The sequence below is a fragment of the Kitasatospora sp. NPDC056783 genome (assembly GCF_042789895.1).
GTDB lineage: Bacteria > Actinomycetota > Actinomycetes > Streptomycetales > Streptomycetaceae > Kitasatospora.
The window spans coordinates 1-17311 of sequence record NZ_JBHUAF010000167.1 but is presented as its reverse complement, the minus strand read 5'-3'; the positions used below and the strand labels follow the sequence as shown (position 1 = coordinate 17311).

Here is a 17311-nt window from a genome sequence, read left to right as displayed (position 1 = left end):
GAGATCCGGGAACGGCAGGGCCTCACGGCGTCCGGGCCCGCGTTCGGGTCAGCCCAGCGCGAGGTTGCGCAGTACCAGCCCGGTGGCCGGCTTCGGTCCGAAGGAGGTGGACTTGCGCGGCATGGTGACGCCCTGTTCGGCGAGCCGTCGGACCACGGACTCCCGGACCGGGTGGAGCAGGACCGCGGTGCCGCCGGTGCGGGCGGCCTCCTGCTCGGCGGCCACGGCGGTGTGCAGGTAGCCGATGTCGTCCGGGCCGTCGGGGACGTGCCAGGTGCGGTCCAGCAGGGTGGCGTGCAGGACGGTGGCGTCCAGGTGGCGCCATTCCTCGGGCCGGCCGTGCGGCACGGTCGCGTCGAGCAGGGACTCCTCGGGCTCGCCGAGCAGCCAGTAGACGCCGTCGCCGCCGGTGAGCACGAAGCCGTTGCCGCCGTGTCGCTTCTGCTCGGCGAGCGCCTGGAGCGCGGCGGGCAGCGGGCCCGGGACCTCCTTGACCTTCCACTGGTCGCCGAGTCGTTCCAGCGCCCGGGCCACCGGGAGCCGGTACAGCACGCGGTGGATGGCGCGGACCCGCAGCGGGTAGCGGGCGGTGTCCACCAGGAGCACCATGCCGCGGTCCCACGGGCTGCGCGGCAGGTGGCGGTGCTCGCGCTGGAGGCGCAGGTACATCTCCCAGCGGTGGTGGCCGTCGGCGATCAGGGCGCGGCAGGTGGAGAGGTCGCGGCTGATCTCGGCGATCCCGGCCGGGTCGGTGACCGCCCACAGGCGGTGGTGGGTGCCGTCGCTGGTGGCGGTGGAGAGCAGCGGCCGTCCCTCGACCGTCCGCTCGATCACGCCGGAGGCGCCGCCGTCGCCCCGGTAGGTGAGCAGCAGCGGTTCCAGGTTGGCCCGGGTGGTGCGCATCAGGCCGACCCGGTCGGCGACCGGCCTCGGCATCACGTCCTCGTGGGGGAGGACCACGCCGCCCTCGCGCCCGCTCACCGCGAGGGCGCCGATCAGGCCGCGCTGGAGCACTTCGGGGGAGTCGGCGGTGGCCGGTACCCGCTGCTCGTAGACGTAGAGCGCGGGCTCGGGGTCGGCGGCGAGGACGCCTTCGCGCTGCCAGGCGGCCAGCAGCCGGGCGGCGTGCCGGTAGCGGGTGTCGCGGTCGGGGCGGTCGCCGGCGTCCTCGGGTTCGGGCCTGGGCAGGATCAGCCGGACCACGTTGTGCGGGTCGGCGGTCTCCAGGTCGAGCCGGCGGCCCGGGTCGACGACGTCGTACGGCGGGGACATCACCGCGGCGAGGGTGCCGACCCGGTCAGGGACGTAGCGCAGGCCGCGGAACGGGGACAGGGACAGGCCGGCGGTGGCGACGTGCCCGGGATCGCCGGGGCCGCCCTCGGGAGTCTCGACTCCGTCTTCTGCACTGGGTGTGCTCATTCTGGGCATCGTAACCGGGTACGCGTTGTTGAGAGATCGGAACGCCCGTGCCGAGCGGCGGGCACGGGTGCACGACCGAGGGCGAGGTACGGCATGGACGACGGGCAGGAACGGGTGGGCGGCGGTGCCGCGGGCGACGGCCCGGCAGTGGACCCGGCGGAAGGCGGGGTGCCGCGGCAGAGCCGTTCCGGGGAGCCCGTCGGCGACGTGTACGACTGGTTCCGCCGGGGAGCGCGGCTGCTGGCGCAGGGGCATCCCGGGGCCGCCGAGCAGTTGCTGGCCCGGGCGGCGGCGGCCGAGCCGCACTCGCGCAGCGTCCGGGAGGCGCTGGCGCGGGCCCAGTTCGACGCGGGTTCGTACGCGGCGGCGCTGGAGAACTTCCGGGCCGTGGCGATGGCCGACCCGGCGGACGACTACGCTCAGTTCGGGTGGGGTGTCGCGGCCGCCCGGCTGGGCGACTTCGAGACCTCCGCCGAGCACCTGGCGCTGGCCGTGGCGATGCGCCCGGAGGCCGATCACTACCGGCAGGCGCTGCGGCAGACCCGGGCGACCCTGGCGGCCCGCGCCGGGGCGTACGGCCCGCTGCTGCCGGGAGCACCCGGTTACCTGGCACCCCCGGTGGGTGCCGAGGAGCCGGACGCGGGGGCGCCGGACGGCTCCGGCTCCGCCGGCGGCAGTGGGGCCGACGACGGCGTCTGACCGGGACGGCGTCGGACGGATGGTGTCGCCCGACCGGGGGCGGACGCCGTGACGCACGACGCGGTGGGTCACGGACGAGGTGACGGACGACGCGGTGCAGGGCGACGACAACGACGACACAGTGTACGAAGACGACGCAGTGAATGAGGTAGCGCAGCCATGACCCAGACGGGCACCCCCGTGCGACGGACCGCCCCCGGCGGGAGCGAGCGTCCGCTGACCGACGCGTACGACACCGCGCTGCTGGACCTGGACGGCGTGGTCTACGCGGGCGCGCACGCGATCGAGCACGCGGTGGACGCGCTGGACGCGGCCCGGACGGCCGGGATGCGGCTCGCGTACGTGACCAACAACGCCTCCCGGCCGCCGCGCGTGGTGGCCGAGCACCTGACCGAGCTGGGCGTCCCGGCCGAGCCGTCCGACGTGATCAACTCGGCCCAGGCCGCCGCCCGGCTGGTCGCCGAGAAGGTGCCGGCCGGATCGAAGGTGCTGGTCGTGGGCGGTCCAGGGCTGGAGGAGGCACTGGCCGAGCTGGGGCTGGTCGCGGTCCGCTCGCTGGCGGACGGGCCGCTCGCGGTGGTCCAGGGCTTCGACCCCTCGGTGGGGTGGGCGGACCTGGCGGAGGCCTCGTACGCGGTGCAGAGCGGTCTGCCGTGGGTGGCGTCCAACCTGGACCTGACGGTGCCGAGGGCCCGTGGCATCGCGCCCGGCAACGGCACCCTGGTGGCGGCGGTGCGGGAGGCGACGGGGGTGGAGCCGGAGGTGGCGGGCAAGCCGCTGCCGCCGATGCACCGGGAGACCGTGCTGCGTACCGGCGCCGAGCGGCCGCTCGTGGTCGGGGACCGGCTGGACACCGACATCGAGGGCGCGTTCAACGGCGGGGTGGACAGTCTGCTGGTGTTCACCGGGGTGACCACTCCGGAGCTGCTGCTGGCGGCCCCGGTCGAGCACCGGCCGACCTACCTGGCGGCGGACCTGCGCGGCCTGCTCGTCCCGCACCCGGCGGTGACGGCCGCGGACGGCGGCTTCGCGTGCGGCGGCTGGGTCGCCGGAGTCGAGGCGGGTGTGCTCGGGCTCTCCGGGGCCGGGGACCGCTGGGACGGCCTGCGGGCGCTGTGCGCGGCGGCGTGGGCGGTGCTGGACGCGGGCGGCGCGCCGGTGGACGGCCGGAAGGCGTTGGCCGACCTGGGGTTCTGAGGGGCGGCCGACGGTGCCGGGCCGGCCGACGGCGCCGGCCCGGCACCGGGGCGGACGACGCGGCGGGCCCGCGGCGGCCGGGTTCAGAGCAGGGTGCGCAGCCGTAGCAGGTCGCGGAAGCCCGCCTCCAGCTTCACCCGGCCGCGGGCCCACGCGGAGGCGAAGTCGAGCCGGCCGTCGACCAGCGCGACCAGGTCGTCGCTGCTCATGGCGAGCCGGATCTCCGCCTTCTCGACGGGAGCGCCGGGGGCGGTCGTCACGTCCTGGATCCGGCCGTCGCGCAGCCGCCCGGTGAAGGTCAGGTCGAGGTCGGTGATCCGGCAGCTGAGCGAGCGGTCGAGGGCCGCGGCCTTGCGGACGTCGCCGGTGGACTTCGCCATGTTCCGGCTGAGCTGCTCCAGTGCCTCCCGGCACTCCTCGGCGTTCGCCACGGGGCGGCTCCCTCCCCCGGTCGCTACGGTGCTGACTGCGGGCCACGGTACCTCAGGGCGGTTTTGGCGGTAGCGTCGTCCGTGGGGTGCCCGGAAAACGCTCGGGTACTGAGGGCGACGGAGCGACGCGCGTAGGCGATTGGGAGGCACCCGGATGCTGTCGAGGACGGTTCGGGGAGTGGTGGAGACCGCGGCCGGGGTGGTCGAGGAGGTCGGCAAGCGGGTCGTCGGGGCGGCGGCCTCGATCCTGGAGCGGGCCGGGGTCGACGTCACCGAGGTCGAGCGTCGGCTGGGCGGCGAGTTCCCGCCGTCGGTGGAGACCCTGCAGACCCTGGCCGGGGAGGCGGTCACCGCGGGGCGGGCCGGGGTGGACCTGGCGGTCGGGGTGGCGCGCGGCGAGGTGGAGAAGGTCTTCGAGCGGGTCGGCGACCAGGTGACCAAGGTCGGTGTGGTGCTGGCGTACCTGGAGACCAAGCTGCGCGAGGTCGAGGAGGAGGCTCCGGCGGCGAGGCGCGGGGCGGAGCCGGAGGAGGCCGAGGAGCCGGTGCCGGCGCCGCGGGCCGGTGACCTGTTCGGGCGCGGCTGGGAGTTCGAGGACGAGCGGTCGGTGGGTGAGCCGATAGTCGCCGAGCGGGTGGAGGTGGACGAGCCGGTCGAGGTCGATCCTCCGGTCCCGCCCGTCGCGCCCGTCGTGCCGGTTCCGCCCGTCTCGTCGGTGTCCGCGGCCGCCCTGGTGCGGCAGGAGGAGGCCGCCGTCGAGAGTGCGGCCGGATCGGCCGGGAAGCCCGCGGCGAAGGGCGCGGCCGGGAAGGCGGTGGCCGAGAAGGCGACCGCCGAGAAGGCCGCCAAGAAGACGACGGCCAAGAAGACGACGGCCAAGAAGACGACGGCCAAGAAGACGACGGCCAAGAAGGCCGCGAAGAAGACGACGACCGTCCGGAAGAGCGCGACCGGCAAGCCGGCGGACGCCCAGCCCGGGGCCCGCCCCGAGGCGGCCGACCGGCCCCGGACCGCCGCGAAGCGGACGGCGACCAAGAAGACCACCGTCCGCAAGGCCGCCAGTACGAAGAAGCCCGATGCCGGAGACGAGTGAGCCACGGGGGGCCGCCGGGGCGGCTGAGCCGCACGCGCCGGTCTCGCTGCCCGCACCGCCCGTGCGGGCCGAACCCCTGGGCGTCGAGCCGGACCTCACCGGCCATCCCGGGGTGGACGCCGGGCTGGCCCGGCTGGCGGCTTTGGACGGGGTCCCGGCGGAGGCGCACGTCGCGGTGTACGAAGATGTTCACCAGCGGCTCGTCGACACACTGGCCGCGCTCGACCAGGAATGATCCGTAGGACCCGTAGGAGCTGAAACACCAGTGGCAGTGGCACGACGTCGACTCGACGCGGAACTGGTCCGTCGCAAGCTGGCCCGGTCGCGTGAGCACGCGTCCGAGCTGATCGCGGCCGGGCGGGTGACCGTCGGCGGCACCACCGCGACCAAGCCGGCCACCCAGGTGGAGACCTCGGCGGCGGTCGTGGTGGCCAAGGACGAGAACGACCCGGACTACGTTTCGCGCGGCGGCCACAAGCTCGCCGGGGCGTTCGCGGCGTTCGTGCCGCGGGGCCTGGTGGTCGAGGGCCGCCGGGCGCTGGACGCGGGCGCCTCCACCGGCGGCTTCACCGACGTGCTGCTGCGGGCCGGGGCCGCGCACGTGCTGGCGGTGGACGTCGGCTACGGGCAGCTCGCGTGGTCGTTGCAGAGCGACGAGCGGGTCACCGTGATGGACCGCACCAACGTGCGCGAGCTGACCCTCGACGTGATCGGTGGCACCCCGGTGGACCTGGTGGTGGGCGACCTGTCGTTCATCTCGCTGGGCCTGGTGCTCCCGGCCCTCGCGTCCTGCGCCGCCGAGGAAGCGGACCTGGTGCTGATGGTCAAGCCCCAGTTCGAGATCGGCAAGGAGCGTCTGGGCAGCGGCGGTGTGGTGCGCAGCCCGGAGCTGCGCGCCGAGATGGTGCGCCGGGTCGCCGGGCAGGCGTGGGAGCTCGGGCTGGGCGTGCGCGCGGTCACCGCGAGCCCCCTGCCGGGACCGTCCGGCAACGTCGAGTACTTCCTCTGGCTGCGTCGGGACGCTCCGCCGCTGGACCCCGCGGACGCGGATCGGGCCGTGGCCGAGGGGCCCCGGTAGGGTGCCTTGCGGGCGTCCGGCGCGTCATGTTGTATGGCGCGGCCGCACCGGGGCCGAAAGCGACCCGGCAGGCGTTAGGGAGAGGGCAGCGGCATGAGTGGAGAACGTACGGTCTTCCTGATCGCGCACACCGGCCGGGAGACGGCGCTGCGCAGCGTCGAGGCCCTGGTGCACGGGCTGCTGAAGTCGGGGCTCCGGATCAGATTGCTGGAAGCTGAGGCGGTGGACCTGGACCTGCCGGAAGGCGTCGAGAAGGTGGCCGAGGGCCCCGGGGCGGCGGACGGCTGTGAGCTGATCCTGGTGGCCGGTGGCGACGGGACGCTGCTGCGCGGAGCGGAGCTGGCGCGCTCGCACGGGCTGCCGATGCTCGGGATCAACCTGGGCCGGGTGGGTTTCCTCGCCGAGGCCGAGCGGGACGACCTGGCGGTGGTGGTCGAGCGGGTGGTGGACGCCGACTACGAGGTCGAGGAGCGGATGACGATCGACGTCATCGTCCGCACCAACGGTGATGTGGTGCACGAGGACTGGGCGCTGAACGAGGCCTCGATCGAGAAGGCGTCCCGGGAGCGGATGCTGGAGGTGGTGACCGAGGTGGACGGCCGTCCGGTCTCCAACTTCGGCTGTGACGGTGTGGTGTGCGCGACGCCGACCGGTTCCACGGCGTACGCGTTCTCCGGTGGTGGGCCGGTGGTGTGGCCGGAGGTGGAGGCGCTGTTGATGGTGCCGATCTCCGCGCACGCGCTGTTCGCCCGTCCGCTGGTGACGTCGCCGGAGTCGGTGCTGGCGGTCGAGGTGCAGCCCAAGACCCCGCACGGGGTGCTGTGGTGCGACGGACGGCGCTCGGTCGAACTGCCCGCCGGGGCGCGGGTGGAGGTGCGTCGGGGCCGGACCCCGGTGCGGCTGGCCAGACTGCACCGGGCGCCGTTCACCGACCGGCTGGTGGCCAAGTTCGCGCTGCCGGTGACGGGTTGGCGCGGCCGGGCGGACCACGGCTAGCCGGGCCGGCCGGCATCAGCCCGGCAGACCGGCATCAGCCCGGCAGACCGGCACGGCGCAGCGGGCGGCGTCGGCACGGCCGACCGCTGCTGGAACGCGTGTCCGAAGCCGGCCGCGCGCCAAGGGTGTTCGGCCGTCCGCCGGGGGCGTGACTCGGAGCGAGGTTCTCGCGCCCCCGGCCGGCGGATCGTCAGACCGCCAGTGGCTGGGCCTCGTCGGCCGGTTCGAGCCGCCCGCCGGACGCCGCGTGGGCGGCCAGCGCGGCGAGGCGTTCGACGGCGGCGGGGACGGTCGCGGCGGGCACGGTGAGCGGGATGCGGATGTGTTGCTCGAAGGCGCCGTCCGTGCCGAAGCGGTTGCCCGAGGCGATCCGGACCCCGCCGCGCTCCCCGGCCCGGGCCAGTGCCGCGCCGGAGAGGCCGTCGGTGGAGACCCAGAGCGAGAGCCCGCCGGGCGGCGTCGTGAAGCTCCACGCGGGCAGCCGCTCGGGCAGCGCGGTGGCGAAGGCCCGGGCGGTGGCGCGCAGCCGGGACAGCTGGTGCTCCCGGACGTCGGACAGCGGTTCGCCCAGCAGCTCGGCGGCGATCAGCTGGTCCAGCACCGGGGTGCCGACGTCGCTGTAGACCCGCTCGGTGGCCAGCCGGCGCACCAGCGCGGGCGCGGCCCGGACCCAGCCGATCCGCAGGCCGCCCCAGAGCAGCTTGCCCGCGGAGCCGACGGTGACCACCTGGGCGGAGCGGTCCAGCGCGGCCATCGGGCGCGGCAGCGTCGTGGAGGGCGGTACGCCCCAGTCGAGTTCGGCGGTGGTCTCGTCGGCGAGCACGATGCTCCCGGCGGCCCGGGCGGCGGCCAGCAGCAGGCGGCGCTGCTCCTCGTCGATCAGTGCCCCGGTGGGGTTGTGGAAGTCAGGGATCACGTAGGCGACCTTGGGGGCGGCGCCGCGCAGCACCCGGCGCCACTCGTCGAGGTCCCAGGCGGGCCGCGGTGTCCAGGCGTACGGCACCGGGACCAGGCGCGCGCCGGTGAGCCGCAGCGCCTGGAGGGTGTTCGCGTAGCTGGGAGCCTCGACGGCGACCCGGTCGCCGCGGCCGATCAGCGTCCGCTGGAGCAGGTGCAGGCCGCCCATGGCGCCGGTGGTGATCAGGATCTGGTCGGGGGTGGTGGGCAGTCCGCGTTCGGTGAAGCGGCGGGCGACGGCCTCGCGCAGCACCGGGACGCCGGTGGGGTAGTGGCCGTGTCCGGCGGTGTAGTACGGCAGCTGTTCGACGGCCCGGGCGGCGGCCAGGCCGACCCAGGGCTGGGCGGCGGGCGGGGCGGCGACGCCGAGGTCCAGGATGCGGCCCTGTTCGTCGGGCGGGACGGGGTGCAGTGCCTCGCCGGGCGGTGGGGAGCCCTCGGGCAGGGTGGTCCAGCTGCCCGAGCCGCGTCGGCTGCGCAGGTAGCCGTCGGCGCGCAGGGTCTCGTACGCGGTGGCGACCGTGGTGCGGCTCATCGCGAGGGCGGTGGCCAGTTCGCGTTCGGCGGGCAGCCGGGCGCCGACCGGCAGCCGGCCCTCGGTGACCAGCAGCCGGATCTGCCCGGCCAGCGTGCGGTAGGCGGGGCGGCGGGCGGTGGCCGGCTCGGGGAGCCGGGCGGTGGTGAGCAGTCGCGCCAGTGCGGGCGGGGTGACGGTGGTGTGCCAGTCGACCATGGCTGAATCAGTCCACTTGTTCGGAATTGGCCCTGGAGTGAGCCACTTTGGCCTGGCCATCATGGCAGGGCGGCCATGCCGGCCGCCACCACCGGGTGCCCCGGTGGTGCAGCACCACCGCAGGAGCAGCCGTGGCCACCACGACCACACCAGGACCAGCCACCGCCACCGGACCCGCCCCCGCCGCCGCCGGGGGACCCGGCCTCGCCGTCCGGGTGTTCGGCGACACCCACGCCCTGGGCCGCCGGATCCCCCAACTGTTCGTCGGCCTCGCCCTGTACGGGGCCAGCATGGCGCTGATGCTCCGCTCCGGCCTCGGCCTCGACCCCTGGGACGTCCTGCACCAGGGCCTGCAACGCAGCGTCGGACTGTCGGTCGGCGCCTGGGTGACGATCTGCGGCGCCCTCGTCCTGCTGCTGTGGATCCCGATGCGCCAGCGCCCGGGCCTGGGCACCGTCGCCAACGTGCTGGTGATCGGCGCGGCCATGGACCTCACCCTGCGGTTCGTCGGCGGCCCCGGCGCCCTGCCCGCCCGGATCGCGATGTCCGCCGCGGCGATCGCCCTCAACGGCCTGGCCACCGGCCTCTACATCGGCGCCCGGCTCGGCCCCGGCCCGCGCGACGGCCTGATGACCGGCCTGCACCGGCGCACCGGTCGCTCGCTGCGGCTGCTGCGCACCGGCATCGAGGTGACGGTCCTCACCGTCGGCCTGCTGCTCGGCGGCACCGCCGGGGTCGGCACCGTCGCGTACGCGCTGGCCATCGGCCCGATGGCGCAGTTCTTCCTGCGCTGGTGCACCGTGCCGGGGCCCGCCGGGGACACCCGGAAGGAATGAACTTCCGGGCACGGAGTTGCCGCGCGCCGTTGTCGCTCGTCGCGCGCCGGGGGCGGAACCTCGTAAGGTCGTCTCCGTGTTGGACGAGATGCGGATACGGGATCTTGGGGTCATCGACGACGCGGTGGTCGAACTCGCCCCCGGCTTCACCGCCGTGACCGGTGAGACCGGCGCCGGCAAGACGATGGTCGTGACCAGCCTGGGCCTGCTGCTCGGCGGGCGCGCCGACCCGGGCCTGGTGCGCAACGGCACCGGACGCGCCGTCGTGGAGGGCCGGCTGGAACTGCCCGCCGGCTCCCCGGCGGCGGCCCGCGCGATCGAGGCCGGGGCCGAACTGGACGACGGAGCGCTGCTGATCAGCCGGACCGTGTCCGCCGAGGGCCGCTCCCGGGCGCACGTCGGCGGCCGGTCCGTGCCGGTCGGCCTGCTCGCCGAGCTCGGCGAGGACCTGATCGCCGTGCACGGCCAGACCGACCAGCAGCGCCTGTTGCGCCCGGCCCGCCAGCGCGGCGCGCTGGACCGGTACGCGGGCGCCTCGGTGGCCGAGCCGCTGGCCCGCTACCGGGAGACCTACCGCACCCTGCGCGAGGTCTCCGCGACCCTGGAGGAGCTGACCACCCGGGCCCGCGAGCGCGCCCAGGAGGCCGACCTGCTGCGCTTCGGCCTGGACGAGATCGCCGCCGCCGAGCCGGTGGCCGGCGAGGACGTGGAACTGGCCGCCGAGGCCGAGCGGCTCGGGCACGCCGACGCGCTGTCCTCCGCCGCGACCCTCGCCCACGCCGCCCTGGCCGGCGACCCGGCCGACCCGGAGGCGCTGGACGCGGGCACCCTGCTCGGCCAGTCCCGCCGCGCACTGGACGCCGTGCGCCACCACGACGAGCGCCTCGCCGCCCTGGCCGACCGCCTCAACGAGGTCGGCTACCTGCTCGCCGACGTGGCCGGGGACCTGGCCGGCTACGCCGACGACCTGGACGCCGACCCGGTCCGGCTGGCCGCCGTCGAGGACCGCCGGGCCGTGCTGGCCCAGTTGCTGCGCAAGTACGGCGGCGAGGAGAACTCCCTCGCCGAGGTGATCGCCTGGGCCGAGGCCGGCGCGGCACGGCTCGCCGAGCTCGACGGCGACGACGACCGGATCGACGAGCTCGGCGCCCGGGAGACCGAGCTGCGGGCCGAGCTGGCCGAACTCGCCGCCGAGGTGTCGCGGGCCCGTGGCGCCGCGGCCGGACGGTTCGCCGGGGCGGTCTCCGCCGAACTCGCCGAGCTGGCCATGCCGCACGCCCGGGTGACCTTCTCGATCAGTCAGGTCGACGACCTGGCCGGGATCGAGGTCGACGGGCGCACCGTCGCGTACGGTCCACACGGCGTGGACGAGGTCGAGGTGCTGCTCGCCCCGCACCCGGGCGCCCAGCCCCGCCCGATCGCCAAGGGTGCCTCCGGCGGTGAGCTGTCCCGCGTGATGCTCGCCGTCGAGGTGGTCTTCGCGGGCGCCGACCCCGTTCCCACCTATCTGTTCGACGAGGTGGACGCGGGCGTCGGGGGGAAGGCCGCGGTGGAGATCGGCCGTCGGCTGGCCAAGCTGGCCGAGTCCGCCCAGGTCGTGGTGGTCACCCACCTCCCGCAGGTCGCCGCGTTCGCCGACCGGCACCTGGTGGTGGAGAAGACCCACGACGGCACGGTGACCCGCAGTGGGGTCAAGGTGCTGAACGACGAGGAGCGGGTACGCGAACTCTCCCGGATGCTGGCCGGCCTGGAGGACTCGGAGCTGGGCCGCGCCCACGCCGAGGAACTGCTGGCCGCCGCCCGGGCCCCGCGCCGGCGGTAGCCGGCGCCGGCGGCCCCGCGGAGGTCGGCGACGCGCCCCCGGTGGCGCCGACTGTCCAAGAGGGCCGCCGACCTGGCATGGTGGCGGCTGGACACTGGCTTCCCAGCCCCGAGCGCCGTAGCGGGCAATCCTCGCGTGGCGGCGCGCGAACCTGATCGAGTCGGATGCGAGACGACGTGGACCATTCCGCCGCCCGGGCCACCGCGGCCGTCCCCGAACCGGGGCAGCTGCACGTGGTACTCGTCCTGGCCGCCAGCACCGGCGGCATCGGCGCGCACGTGCGTTCCCTGGCCCAGGGCCTGGTCGCGCACGGAGTGACCGTCACGGTCTGCGCGCCGGCCGGCACGGACGCGCTGTTCGGCTTCTCCCGTACGGGAGCCAGGTTCCACACCGTCGACATCACCCCCACCGCGGGCGCCCGCAGCGACGCCACCGCGATCGGCGAGCTGCGCCGGGCCTTCACCGGCGCCGACGTGGTGCACGCCCACGGGCTGCGCGCCGGGCTGCTGTCCGACCTCGCGCTGCGCACCGCAGGCCGCTTCCCGGGCCTGCGCCCGGAGACCCCGCTGGTGGTCACCTCGCACCACGCGCTGCTGGCCACCGGCATGGAGCGTCGGCTGCAACGGCTGATGGAGCGCCGGGTGGCGCGCGCCGCCGACCTGGTCCTCGGCGCCTCCTCCGACCTGGTCGCCCGGGCCCGCGAACTGGGCGCCACCGACGCCCGGCTGGGCCCGGTGGCCGCCCCGCCGATGCCCGAGGGGCGGCTGGGCCGCGCCGAGGCGCGCGCCGAGCTGCTCGGCGCGGGCGGGGGCGGTCACGGCGGCGGCGTCGACCGTCCGCTGGTGCTGGCGGTGGGCCGGCTCGTCCCGCAGAAGGCGTTCGGGCTGCTGCTGGACGCCACCCGGGAGCTTGCCACGCTGGACCCGCAACCGCTCGTGCTGCTGGCCGGGGACGGCCCGGAGGCGGGCGCGCTGCGCGAGCGGGCCGCCGCCGAGAAGCTGCCGGTGCGGCTGCTCGGCTACCGCACCGACGTGCCCGACCTGCTGGCCGCCGCCGACCTGGTGGTGCTCTCCAGCCGCTGGGAGGCCCGCTCGCTGGTGGTGCAGGAGGCGATGCGGGCCGGTGTGCCGGTGGTCGCCACCGCCGTCGGCGGCATCCCCGAACTGGTCGGCGACGCCGCCGTCCTGGTGCCCCCCGGGGACCCGGCGGCCCTCGGCCGCGCGGTGCGCGCCCTGCTGGCCGACCCGGCCCGGCGCGAGCGGCTGGTGGCGGCCGGCCGGCAGCAGGCCGAGACCTGGCCGGACGAGGCCGCCACCGTCGCCCAGGTGCTCAGCACCTACGACGAGCTGGTGCAGCGCGGGTAGGACGGGCCCGCCCGCGCCGCCTCCGGTGGGGATCCGTGGGGCCGACCCCCGAGCCGTGTCTCAGACGGTGGCCTGCTCGACCCGGTCGGCGGCCGCGCCGTCCGGCTGGGCGGACAGGTACGCGGCGCCGCAGGCGGTCAGCCGCAGGGCGGTGTCGATCAGCGGCACGTGGCTGAAGGCCTGCGGGAAGTTGCCGACCTGGCGCTTGAGCCGCGGGTCCCACTCCTCGGCGAGCAGGCCGAGGTCGTTGCGCAGCGAGAGCAGCTTGTCGAACAGCTCGCGGGCCTCCTGCACCCGGCCGATCATGGCGAGGTCGTCGGCCAGCCAGAACGAGCAGGCCAGGAAGGCGCCCTCGTGGCCGGAGAGGCCGTCGACGTTGTTCCCGGACTCGTCGTGGGTCGGGTAGCGCAGCACGAAGCCGTCCTCGGTGGACAGTTCGCGCTGGATCGCCTCGATGGTGCCGATGACGCGCTTGTCGTCCGCCGGCAGGAATCCGACCTGGGGGATCAGCAGCAGCGAGGCGTCCAGCTCCTTGCCGCCGTAGTACTGGGTGAAGGTGTTGCGCTCCGGGTCGTAGCCCTTGTCGCAGACGTCCCGGTGGATGGTGGCGCGCAGCTCGCGCCAGCGCTCCAGGTGGTCGTCGGAGGGGTCCTCCTCGGGCGTCTGCTCCAGCAGCTTGATGGTCCGGTCGACGGCGACCCAGGCCATCACCTTGGAGTGGACGAAGTGCCGGCGCGGGCCGCGGACCTCCCAGATGCCCTCGTCCGGCTCCTGCCAGTGCTCCTCCAGGTACTCGATCAGGCGCAGCTGGAGGTGGTGGGCGTGGTCGTTGCGGACCAGGCCGGTCATGTGGGCCAGGTGCAGGGCCTCCACGACCTCGCCGTAGACGTCGAGCTGGAGCTGCCCGGCGGCGCCGTTGCCGACCCGGACGGGCTGGGAGCCCTCGTAGCCGGGCAGCCAGTCCAGCGAGGACTCGGTGAGCTCGCGCTCGCCCGCGATGCCGTACATGATCTGGAGGTTCTCCGGGTCCCCGGCGACGGCGCGCAGCAGCCACTCGCGCCAGGCGCGGGCCTCCTCGCGGTAGCCGGTGCGCAGCAGGGAGGAGAGGGTGATGGCGGCGTCGCGCAGCCAGGTGTAGCGGTAGTCCCAGTTGCGCTCGCCGCCGATGTCCTCGGGGAGGGAGGTGGTGGGGGCGGCGACGATGCCGCCGGTGGGGGCGTAGGTGAGGCCCTTGAGGGTGATCAGGGAGCGGATCACGGCCTCGCGGTAGGGGCCCTGGTAGGTGCACTGGTCGGCCCACTCGTGCCAGAAGTCGGCGGTGGCGTCGAGCATCTCCTCGGCGGCGGGGGCCGTGGGCGGGTCGAGGTGGGAGGCCTGCCAGGTGAGGGCGAAGGCGATCCGCTCGCCGGCGCCGACGGTGAAGTCGGCGTAGGTGGTGAGGTCGCGGCCGTAGGTCTCGGCCTCGCCGTCCAGCCAGACCGAGTCCGGTCCGGCCACGGCGACGGTGCGGTGGGTGCCGTCGGCCTGCTCGACGCGGTGCACCCAGGGCACGATGCGGCCGTAGGAGAAGCGCATCCGCAGCGCCGAGCGCATCCGCACGGTGCCCGAGACGCCCTCGACGATCCGGATCACCTGGGGGACGGCCTCCGTGCCGGCCAGCGGGCGCGGCGGCATGAAGTCGATCACCCGGACGGTGCCGCCCCGGGTGTCCCACTCCTGCTCCAGGATCAGTGAGTCGCCCCGGTAACGGCGCCGGTCGGCGGGCACGGCGGGGGCGGCGGCGGTGGGCGGGGGCACCCGCAGGTCGGCGGTGTCGGCGGTGTCGGTGGGGCGGGCCCGGCCCGGGGCGGAGGGCGGTGCGGCGGGGGCCGGGGCGGGGACCTCGGCCGGGCCGATCCGCCAGAAGCCGTGTTCATCGGTGCCGAGCAGGCCGGCGAACACGGCCGGCGAGTCGAAGCGGGGCAGGCAGAGCCAGTCCACCGCTCCGTCTCTGCTGACCAGGGCAGCGGTCTGCATGTCCCCGATGAGTGCGTAGTCCTCGATACGGCCGGCCACGTGGATCTCCAGTTCGCAATGTGGTCAGGGCATCGGCGAGCGGAGGGAGCGAGCGGTCTGCGGGGCCGGAGGTCCACCCCGGGACGTCCGGCCCGCCGGGGGTGGTGGCGGGCCTTGCTGGAGTGTCCGCGGGGCTCGGTCGAGCCCCTGGAGTGGGTGGGGAGGAGCGGGAATTACGGGGAGGTCCGGTCGCGCATCGGGGACCGGGAGTGTCCTGACCCTCCCACGCCCTCCGCGTGCTCGTGCTGTCGGCGATGCGTCCGAGCAGCTTACGACGGACGAAAGGGGCGAAGCACGCGGGCGCAGCCCGGAGTGGCGCCGCAATTCGGCGGAAAAGCCGTGCATCGCGAGGTCATCGCACAGGATGGCCCGGAAGGATCACCTCCGGCTGGTCCGGCCGGAGGAGCCGCCATGGTCCGGACGGAATCCCGGGTCTGGCCCGGTCCGGCCGGTAGTGCGACCGGTGTGACCCGTGCGGCGGATGATGCGCCGGTTGTGCGCCCCGCGTACGCCCCCGGTGTGGAGGCGCGCGGCCCGAAAGGCGTTCGGTCCGGGTCACTGTTACCCTGGTATCCCGTGGACCGGCGGGATCAAACGCCCCGGACCAGCCGAACCGACGAACCAACGAGCGCCGCGCACCGAGCCGGCCTCCCGTCGCCCGGCGAACCCCGAGCTCCCGCCCACGTCTTCTTCGACACGCGACCCACGGGAGCCCCCTCTTGGCACAGCCCCATTCCGGCAAGGCAGCGAACGGCCGCGCCGTGACGACCAAGCACCTCTTCGTCACCGGGGGTGTCGCCTCTTCGCTCGGCAAGGGGCTGACCGCCTCCAGCCTCGGCGCGCTGCTGAAGGCCCGCGGCCTGCGCGTGACGATGCAGAAGCTCGACCCGTACCTGAACGTGGACCCGGGCACCATGAACCCGTTCCAGCACGGTGAGGTGTTCGTCACCGACGACGGCGCCGAGACCGACCTGGACATCGGCCACTACGAGCGCTTCCTCGACACCAACCTGCACGGTTCGGCGAACGTCACCACCGGCCAGGTGTACTCGACCGTGATCGCCAAGGAGCGCCGCGGCGAGTACCTGGGCGACACCGTCCAGGTCATCCCGCACATCACCAACGAGATCAAGTCCCGGATCCGCCGGATGGCGACCGAGGACGTCGACGTCGTCATCACCGAGGTCGGCGGCACCGTCGGCGACATCGAGTCGCTGCCGTTCCTGGAGGCCGTCCGCCAGGTCCGCCACGAGGTCGGCCGGGACAACGTGTTCTTCGTGCACGTCTCCCTGCTGCCGTACATCGGCCCCTCGGGCGAGCTGAAGACCAAGCCCACCCAGCACTCCGTCGCCGCGCTGCGCAACATCGGCATCCAGCCCGACGCGATCGTGCTGCGCGCCGACCGCGAGGTCCCGAAGGCGATCAAGCGCAAGATCTCGATGATGTGCGACGTGGACGAGGAGGCCGTGGTCGCGGCCATCGACGCCAAGTCGATCTACGACATCCCCAAGGTGCTGCACGGCGAGGGCCTGGACGCCTACGTGGTGCGCCGCCTGGACCTGCCGTTCCGCGACGTCGACTGGACCACCTGGGACGACCTGCTGCGCCGCGTCCACGAGCCGCAGCACATCGTCAAGGTCGCCCTGGTCGGCAAGTACATCGACCTGCCGGACGCCTACCTGTCGGTGACCGAGGCGCTGCGCGCCGGCGGTTTCGCCAACAACGCCCGGGTCGAGATCAAGTGGGTCACCTCGGACGACTGCGAGACCCCCGAGGGCGCCCAGGCGCAGCTCGGCGACGTCGACGCGATCTGCATCCCCGGCGGCTTCGGCGACCGCGGCGTCAACGGCAAGGTCGGCGCCATCACCTACGCCCGGGAGAACAAGGTCCCGCTGCTGGGCCTGTGCCTCGGCCTGCAGTGCGTGGTCATCGAGGCGGCCCGCAACCTGGCCGGCCTGCCGGAGGCGAACTCCACCGAGTTCGACGCCGCCGCCAAGCACCCGGTCGTCTCCACCATGGCCGAGCAGCTGGCGATCGTCGACGGCAAGGGCGACCTGGGCGGCACCATGCGCCTGGGCCTGTACCCGGCCAAGCTCGCCGAGGGTTCGATCGTCCGTGAGGTCTACGGCGGCGAGCAGTACGTCGAGGAGCGCCACCGCCACCGCTACGAGGTCAACAACGCCTACCGCGCGGACCTGGAGAAGACCGGTCTGCAGTTCTCCGGCCTCTCTCCCAAGGGCGACCTGGTCGAGTACGTCGAGTACCCGCGCGAGGTGCACCCCTACCTGGTGGCCACCCAGGCCCACCCGGAGCTGAAGTCCCGCCCGACCCGTCCGCGAGACCTGCATGCCCGCGATGTTGACACCGGACTCGCCGAGGACGCGGCCGACGGTGCCGACGACACCGGGACGGTCCTCGTACCGCAGGACGACCATGTGGTCGGCGAGGGAGAGGTCCACGTCGTGCTCGCCGATGGCGACGATCTTCTGGAGGTGCTTGGGCCCGGCCAGCGTGCCGGAGACCGAGATCTCCTCGCCGTCGGCCAGCGTGCCGCGCACGGTGACCACGTTGCGGTGGTCGGGCGACTCCGAGCTGGTGGTCAGCCGCACCTCGACGCCGCGCTCCTGCGCG

At 74.7% G+C, this 17311-nt stretch carries 13 protein-coding genes and 2 pseudogenes; 10 read left to right on the top strand and 5 right to left on the bottom strand.

The annotated features are described in order from the left end of the window. Positions 1–48: 48 nt before the first annotated feature. Positions 49–1419, bottom strand: a complete 1371-nt coding sequence (locus ACFRMQ_RS23070) for a DUF1015 family protein (protein WP_380732451.1) — start codon at positions 1417–1419, stop codon at positions 49–51. A 93-nt stretch (positions 1420–1512) separates the two neighbouring features. On the opposite strand from ACFRMQ_RS23070, the gene ACFRMQ_RS23065 reads away from it, so the two are divergent. Both ACFRMQ_RS23065 and ACFRMQ_RS23060 read left to right on the top strand, forming a co-directional pair. After that, positions 1513–2118, top strand: a complete 606-nt coding sequence (locus tag ACFRMQ_RS23065; protein WP_380732450.1) for a tetratricopeptide repeat protein — start codon at positions 1513–1515, stop codon at positions 2116–2118. A 159-nt stretch (positions 2119–2277) separates the two neighbouring features. Continuing rightward, positions 2278–3315, top strand: a complete 1038-nt coding sequence (locus ACFRMQ_RS23060) for an HAD-IIA family hydrolase (RefSeq protein WP_380732449.1) — start codon at positions 2278–2280, stop codon at positions 3313–3315. 83 nt (positions 3316–3398) lie between these two features. On the opposite strand, the gene ACFRMQ_RS23055 is transcribed toward ACFRMQ_RS23060, so the two are convergent. Next, complete coding sequence (locus ACFRMQ_RS23055; RefSeq protein WP_380732448.1) at positions 3399–3746, bottom strand: SCP2 sterol-binding domain-containing protein; 348 nt, start codon at positions 3744–3746, stop codon at positions 3399–3401. A 178-nt stretch (positions 3747–3924) separates the two neighbouring features. Between ACFRMQ_RS23055 and ACFRMQ_RS23050 the strand changes: the two genes are divergently transcribed. From ACFRMQ_RS23050 to ACFRMQ_RS23035, 4 genes are all read left to right on the top strand, one after another. Beyond that, positions 3925–4839: a hypothetical protein gene (locus ACFRMQ_RS23050; RefSeq protein WP_380732447.1), complete on the top strand. Its 915-nt coding sequence runs from the start codon at positions 3925–3927 to the stop codon at positions 4837–4839. Further along, entirely contained in the window at positions 4823–5074 is a 252-nt protein-coding gene (locus ACFRMQ_RS23045) for a hypothetical protein (protein WP_380732445.1), read from the top strand. Before ACFRMQ_RS23050 ends, ACFRMQ_RS23045 begins: the two co-directional genes overlap by 17 nt. A gap of 36 nt (positions 5075–5110) precedes the next feature. Continuing rightward, the gene (locus ACFRMQ_RS23040; protein WP_380732444.1) at positions 5111–5917 is read left to right on the top strand and encodes a TlyA family RNA methyltransferase; all 807 of its coding nucleotides are present in this window, start codon (positions 5111–5113) and stop codon (positions 5915–5917) included. Between the two features lie 93 nt (positions 5918–6010). Beyond that, the gene (locus ACFRMQ_RS23035) at positions 6011–6913 is read left to right on the top strand and encodes an NAD kinase (RefSeq protein ID WP_380732442.1); all 903 of its coding nucleotides are present in this window, start codon (positions 6011–6013) and stop codon (positions 6911–6913) included. 190 nt (positions 6914–7103) lie between these two features. On the opposite strand, the gene ACFRMQ_RS23030 is transcribed toward ACFRMQ_RS23035, so the two are convergent. Beyond that, positions 7104–8603, bottom strand: a complete 1500-nt coding sequence (locus ACFRMQ_RS23030) for a PLP-dependent aminotransferase family protein (protein WP_380732441.1) — start codon at positions 8601–8603, stop codon at positions 7104–7106. A 131-nt stretch (positions 8604–8734) separates the two neighbouring features. Here ACFRMQ_RS23030 and ACFRMQ_RS23025 point away from each other — a divergent pair, with 131 nt between their 5' ends. The 3 genes from ACFRMQ_RS23025 (at position 8735) to ACFRMQ_RS23015 (ending at position 12625) form a co-directional block, all read left to right on the top strand. Further along, positions 8735–9439: a YitT family protein gene (locus ACFRMQ_RS23025; RefSeq protein ID WP_380732439.1), complete on the top strand. Its 705-nt coding sequence runs from the start codon at positions 8735–8737 to the stop codon at positions 9437–9439. Positions 9440–9527: 88 nt separating this feature from the next. Beyond that, a complete protein-coding gene (recN, locus tag ACFRMQ_RS23020) occupies positions 9528–11261 on the top strand; it encodes a DNA repair protein RecN (RefSeq protein ID WP_380732452.1) in 1734 nt (577 codons plus the stop codon). A gap of 164 nt (positions 11262–11425) precedes the next feature. Continuing rightward, complete coding sequence (locus ACFRMQ_RS23015; protein WP_380732437.1) at positions 11426–12625, top strand: glycosyltransferase family 4 protein; 1200 nt, start codon at positions 11426–11428, stop codon at positions 12623–12625. Positions 12626–12685: 60 nt separating this feature from the next. Here the strand turns inward: ACFRMQ_RS23015 and ACFRMQ_RS23010 are convergent, their stop codons facing one another. Further along, the gene (locus ACFRMQ_RS23010) at positions 12686–14680 is read right to left on the bottom strand and encodes a glycoside hydrolase family 15 protein (RefSeq protein ID WP_380732436.1); all 1995 of its coding nucleotides are present in this window, start codon (positions 14678–14680) and stop codon (positions 12686–12688) included. 761 nt (positions 14681–15441) lie between these two features. Between ACFRMQ_RS23010 and ACFRMQ_RS23005 the strand changes: the two are divergent. Beyond that, positions 15442–17031, top strand: a pseudogene (locus ACFRMQ_RS23005) (CTP synthase); the annotation flags it as partial. Here ACFRMQ_RS23005 and ACFRMQ_RS23000 read toward each other — a convergent pair. Continuing rightward, positions 16984–17311 (bottom strand): annotated as a pseudogene (locus ACFRMQ_RS23000) (ACT domain-containing protein); the annotation flags it as partial. The pseudogenes ACFRMQ_RS23005 and ACFRMQ_RS23000 overlap by 48 nt on opposite strands.

Coding starts and splice junctions, on each gene's coding strand:
- ACFRMQ_RS23065 (WP_380732450.1), top strand. CDS start 1,513: ATGGACGACGGGCAGGAACGGGTGGGCGGCGGTGCCGCGGGCGACGGC.
- ACFRMQ_RS23015 (WP_380732437.1), top strand. CDS start 11,426: ATGCGAGACGACGTGGACCATTCCGCCGCCCGGGCCACCGCGGCCGTC.
- ACFRMQ_RS23030 (WP_380732441.1), bottom strand. CDS start 8,603: ATGGTCGACTGGCACACCACCGTCACCCCGCCCGCACTGGCGCGACTG.
- ACFRMQ_RS23070 (WP_380732451.1), bottom strand. CDS start 1,419: ATGAGCACACCCAGTGCAGAAGACGGAGTCGAGACTCCCGAGGGCGGC.
- ACFRMQ_RS23035 (WP_380732442.1), top strand. CDS start 6,011: ATGAGTGGAGAACGTACGGTCTTCCTGATCGCGCACACCGGCCGGGAG.
- ACFRMQ_RS23045 (WP_380732445.1), top strand. CDS start 4,823: ATGCCGGAGACGAGTGAGCCACGGGGGGCCGCCGGGGCGGCTGAGCCG.
- ACFRMQ_RS23060 (WP_380732449.1), top strand. CDS start 2,278: ATGACCCAGACGGGCACCCCCGTGCGACGGACCGCCCCCGGCGGGAGC.
- recN (WP_380732452.1), top strand. CDS start 9,528: ATGCGGATACGGGATCTTGGGGTCATCGACGACGCGGTGGTCGAACTC.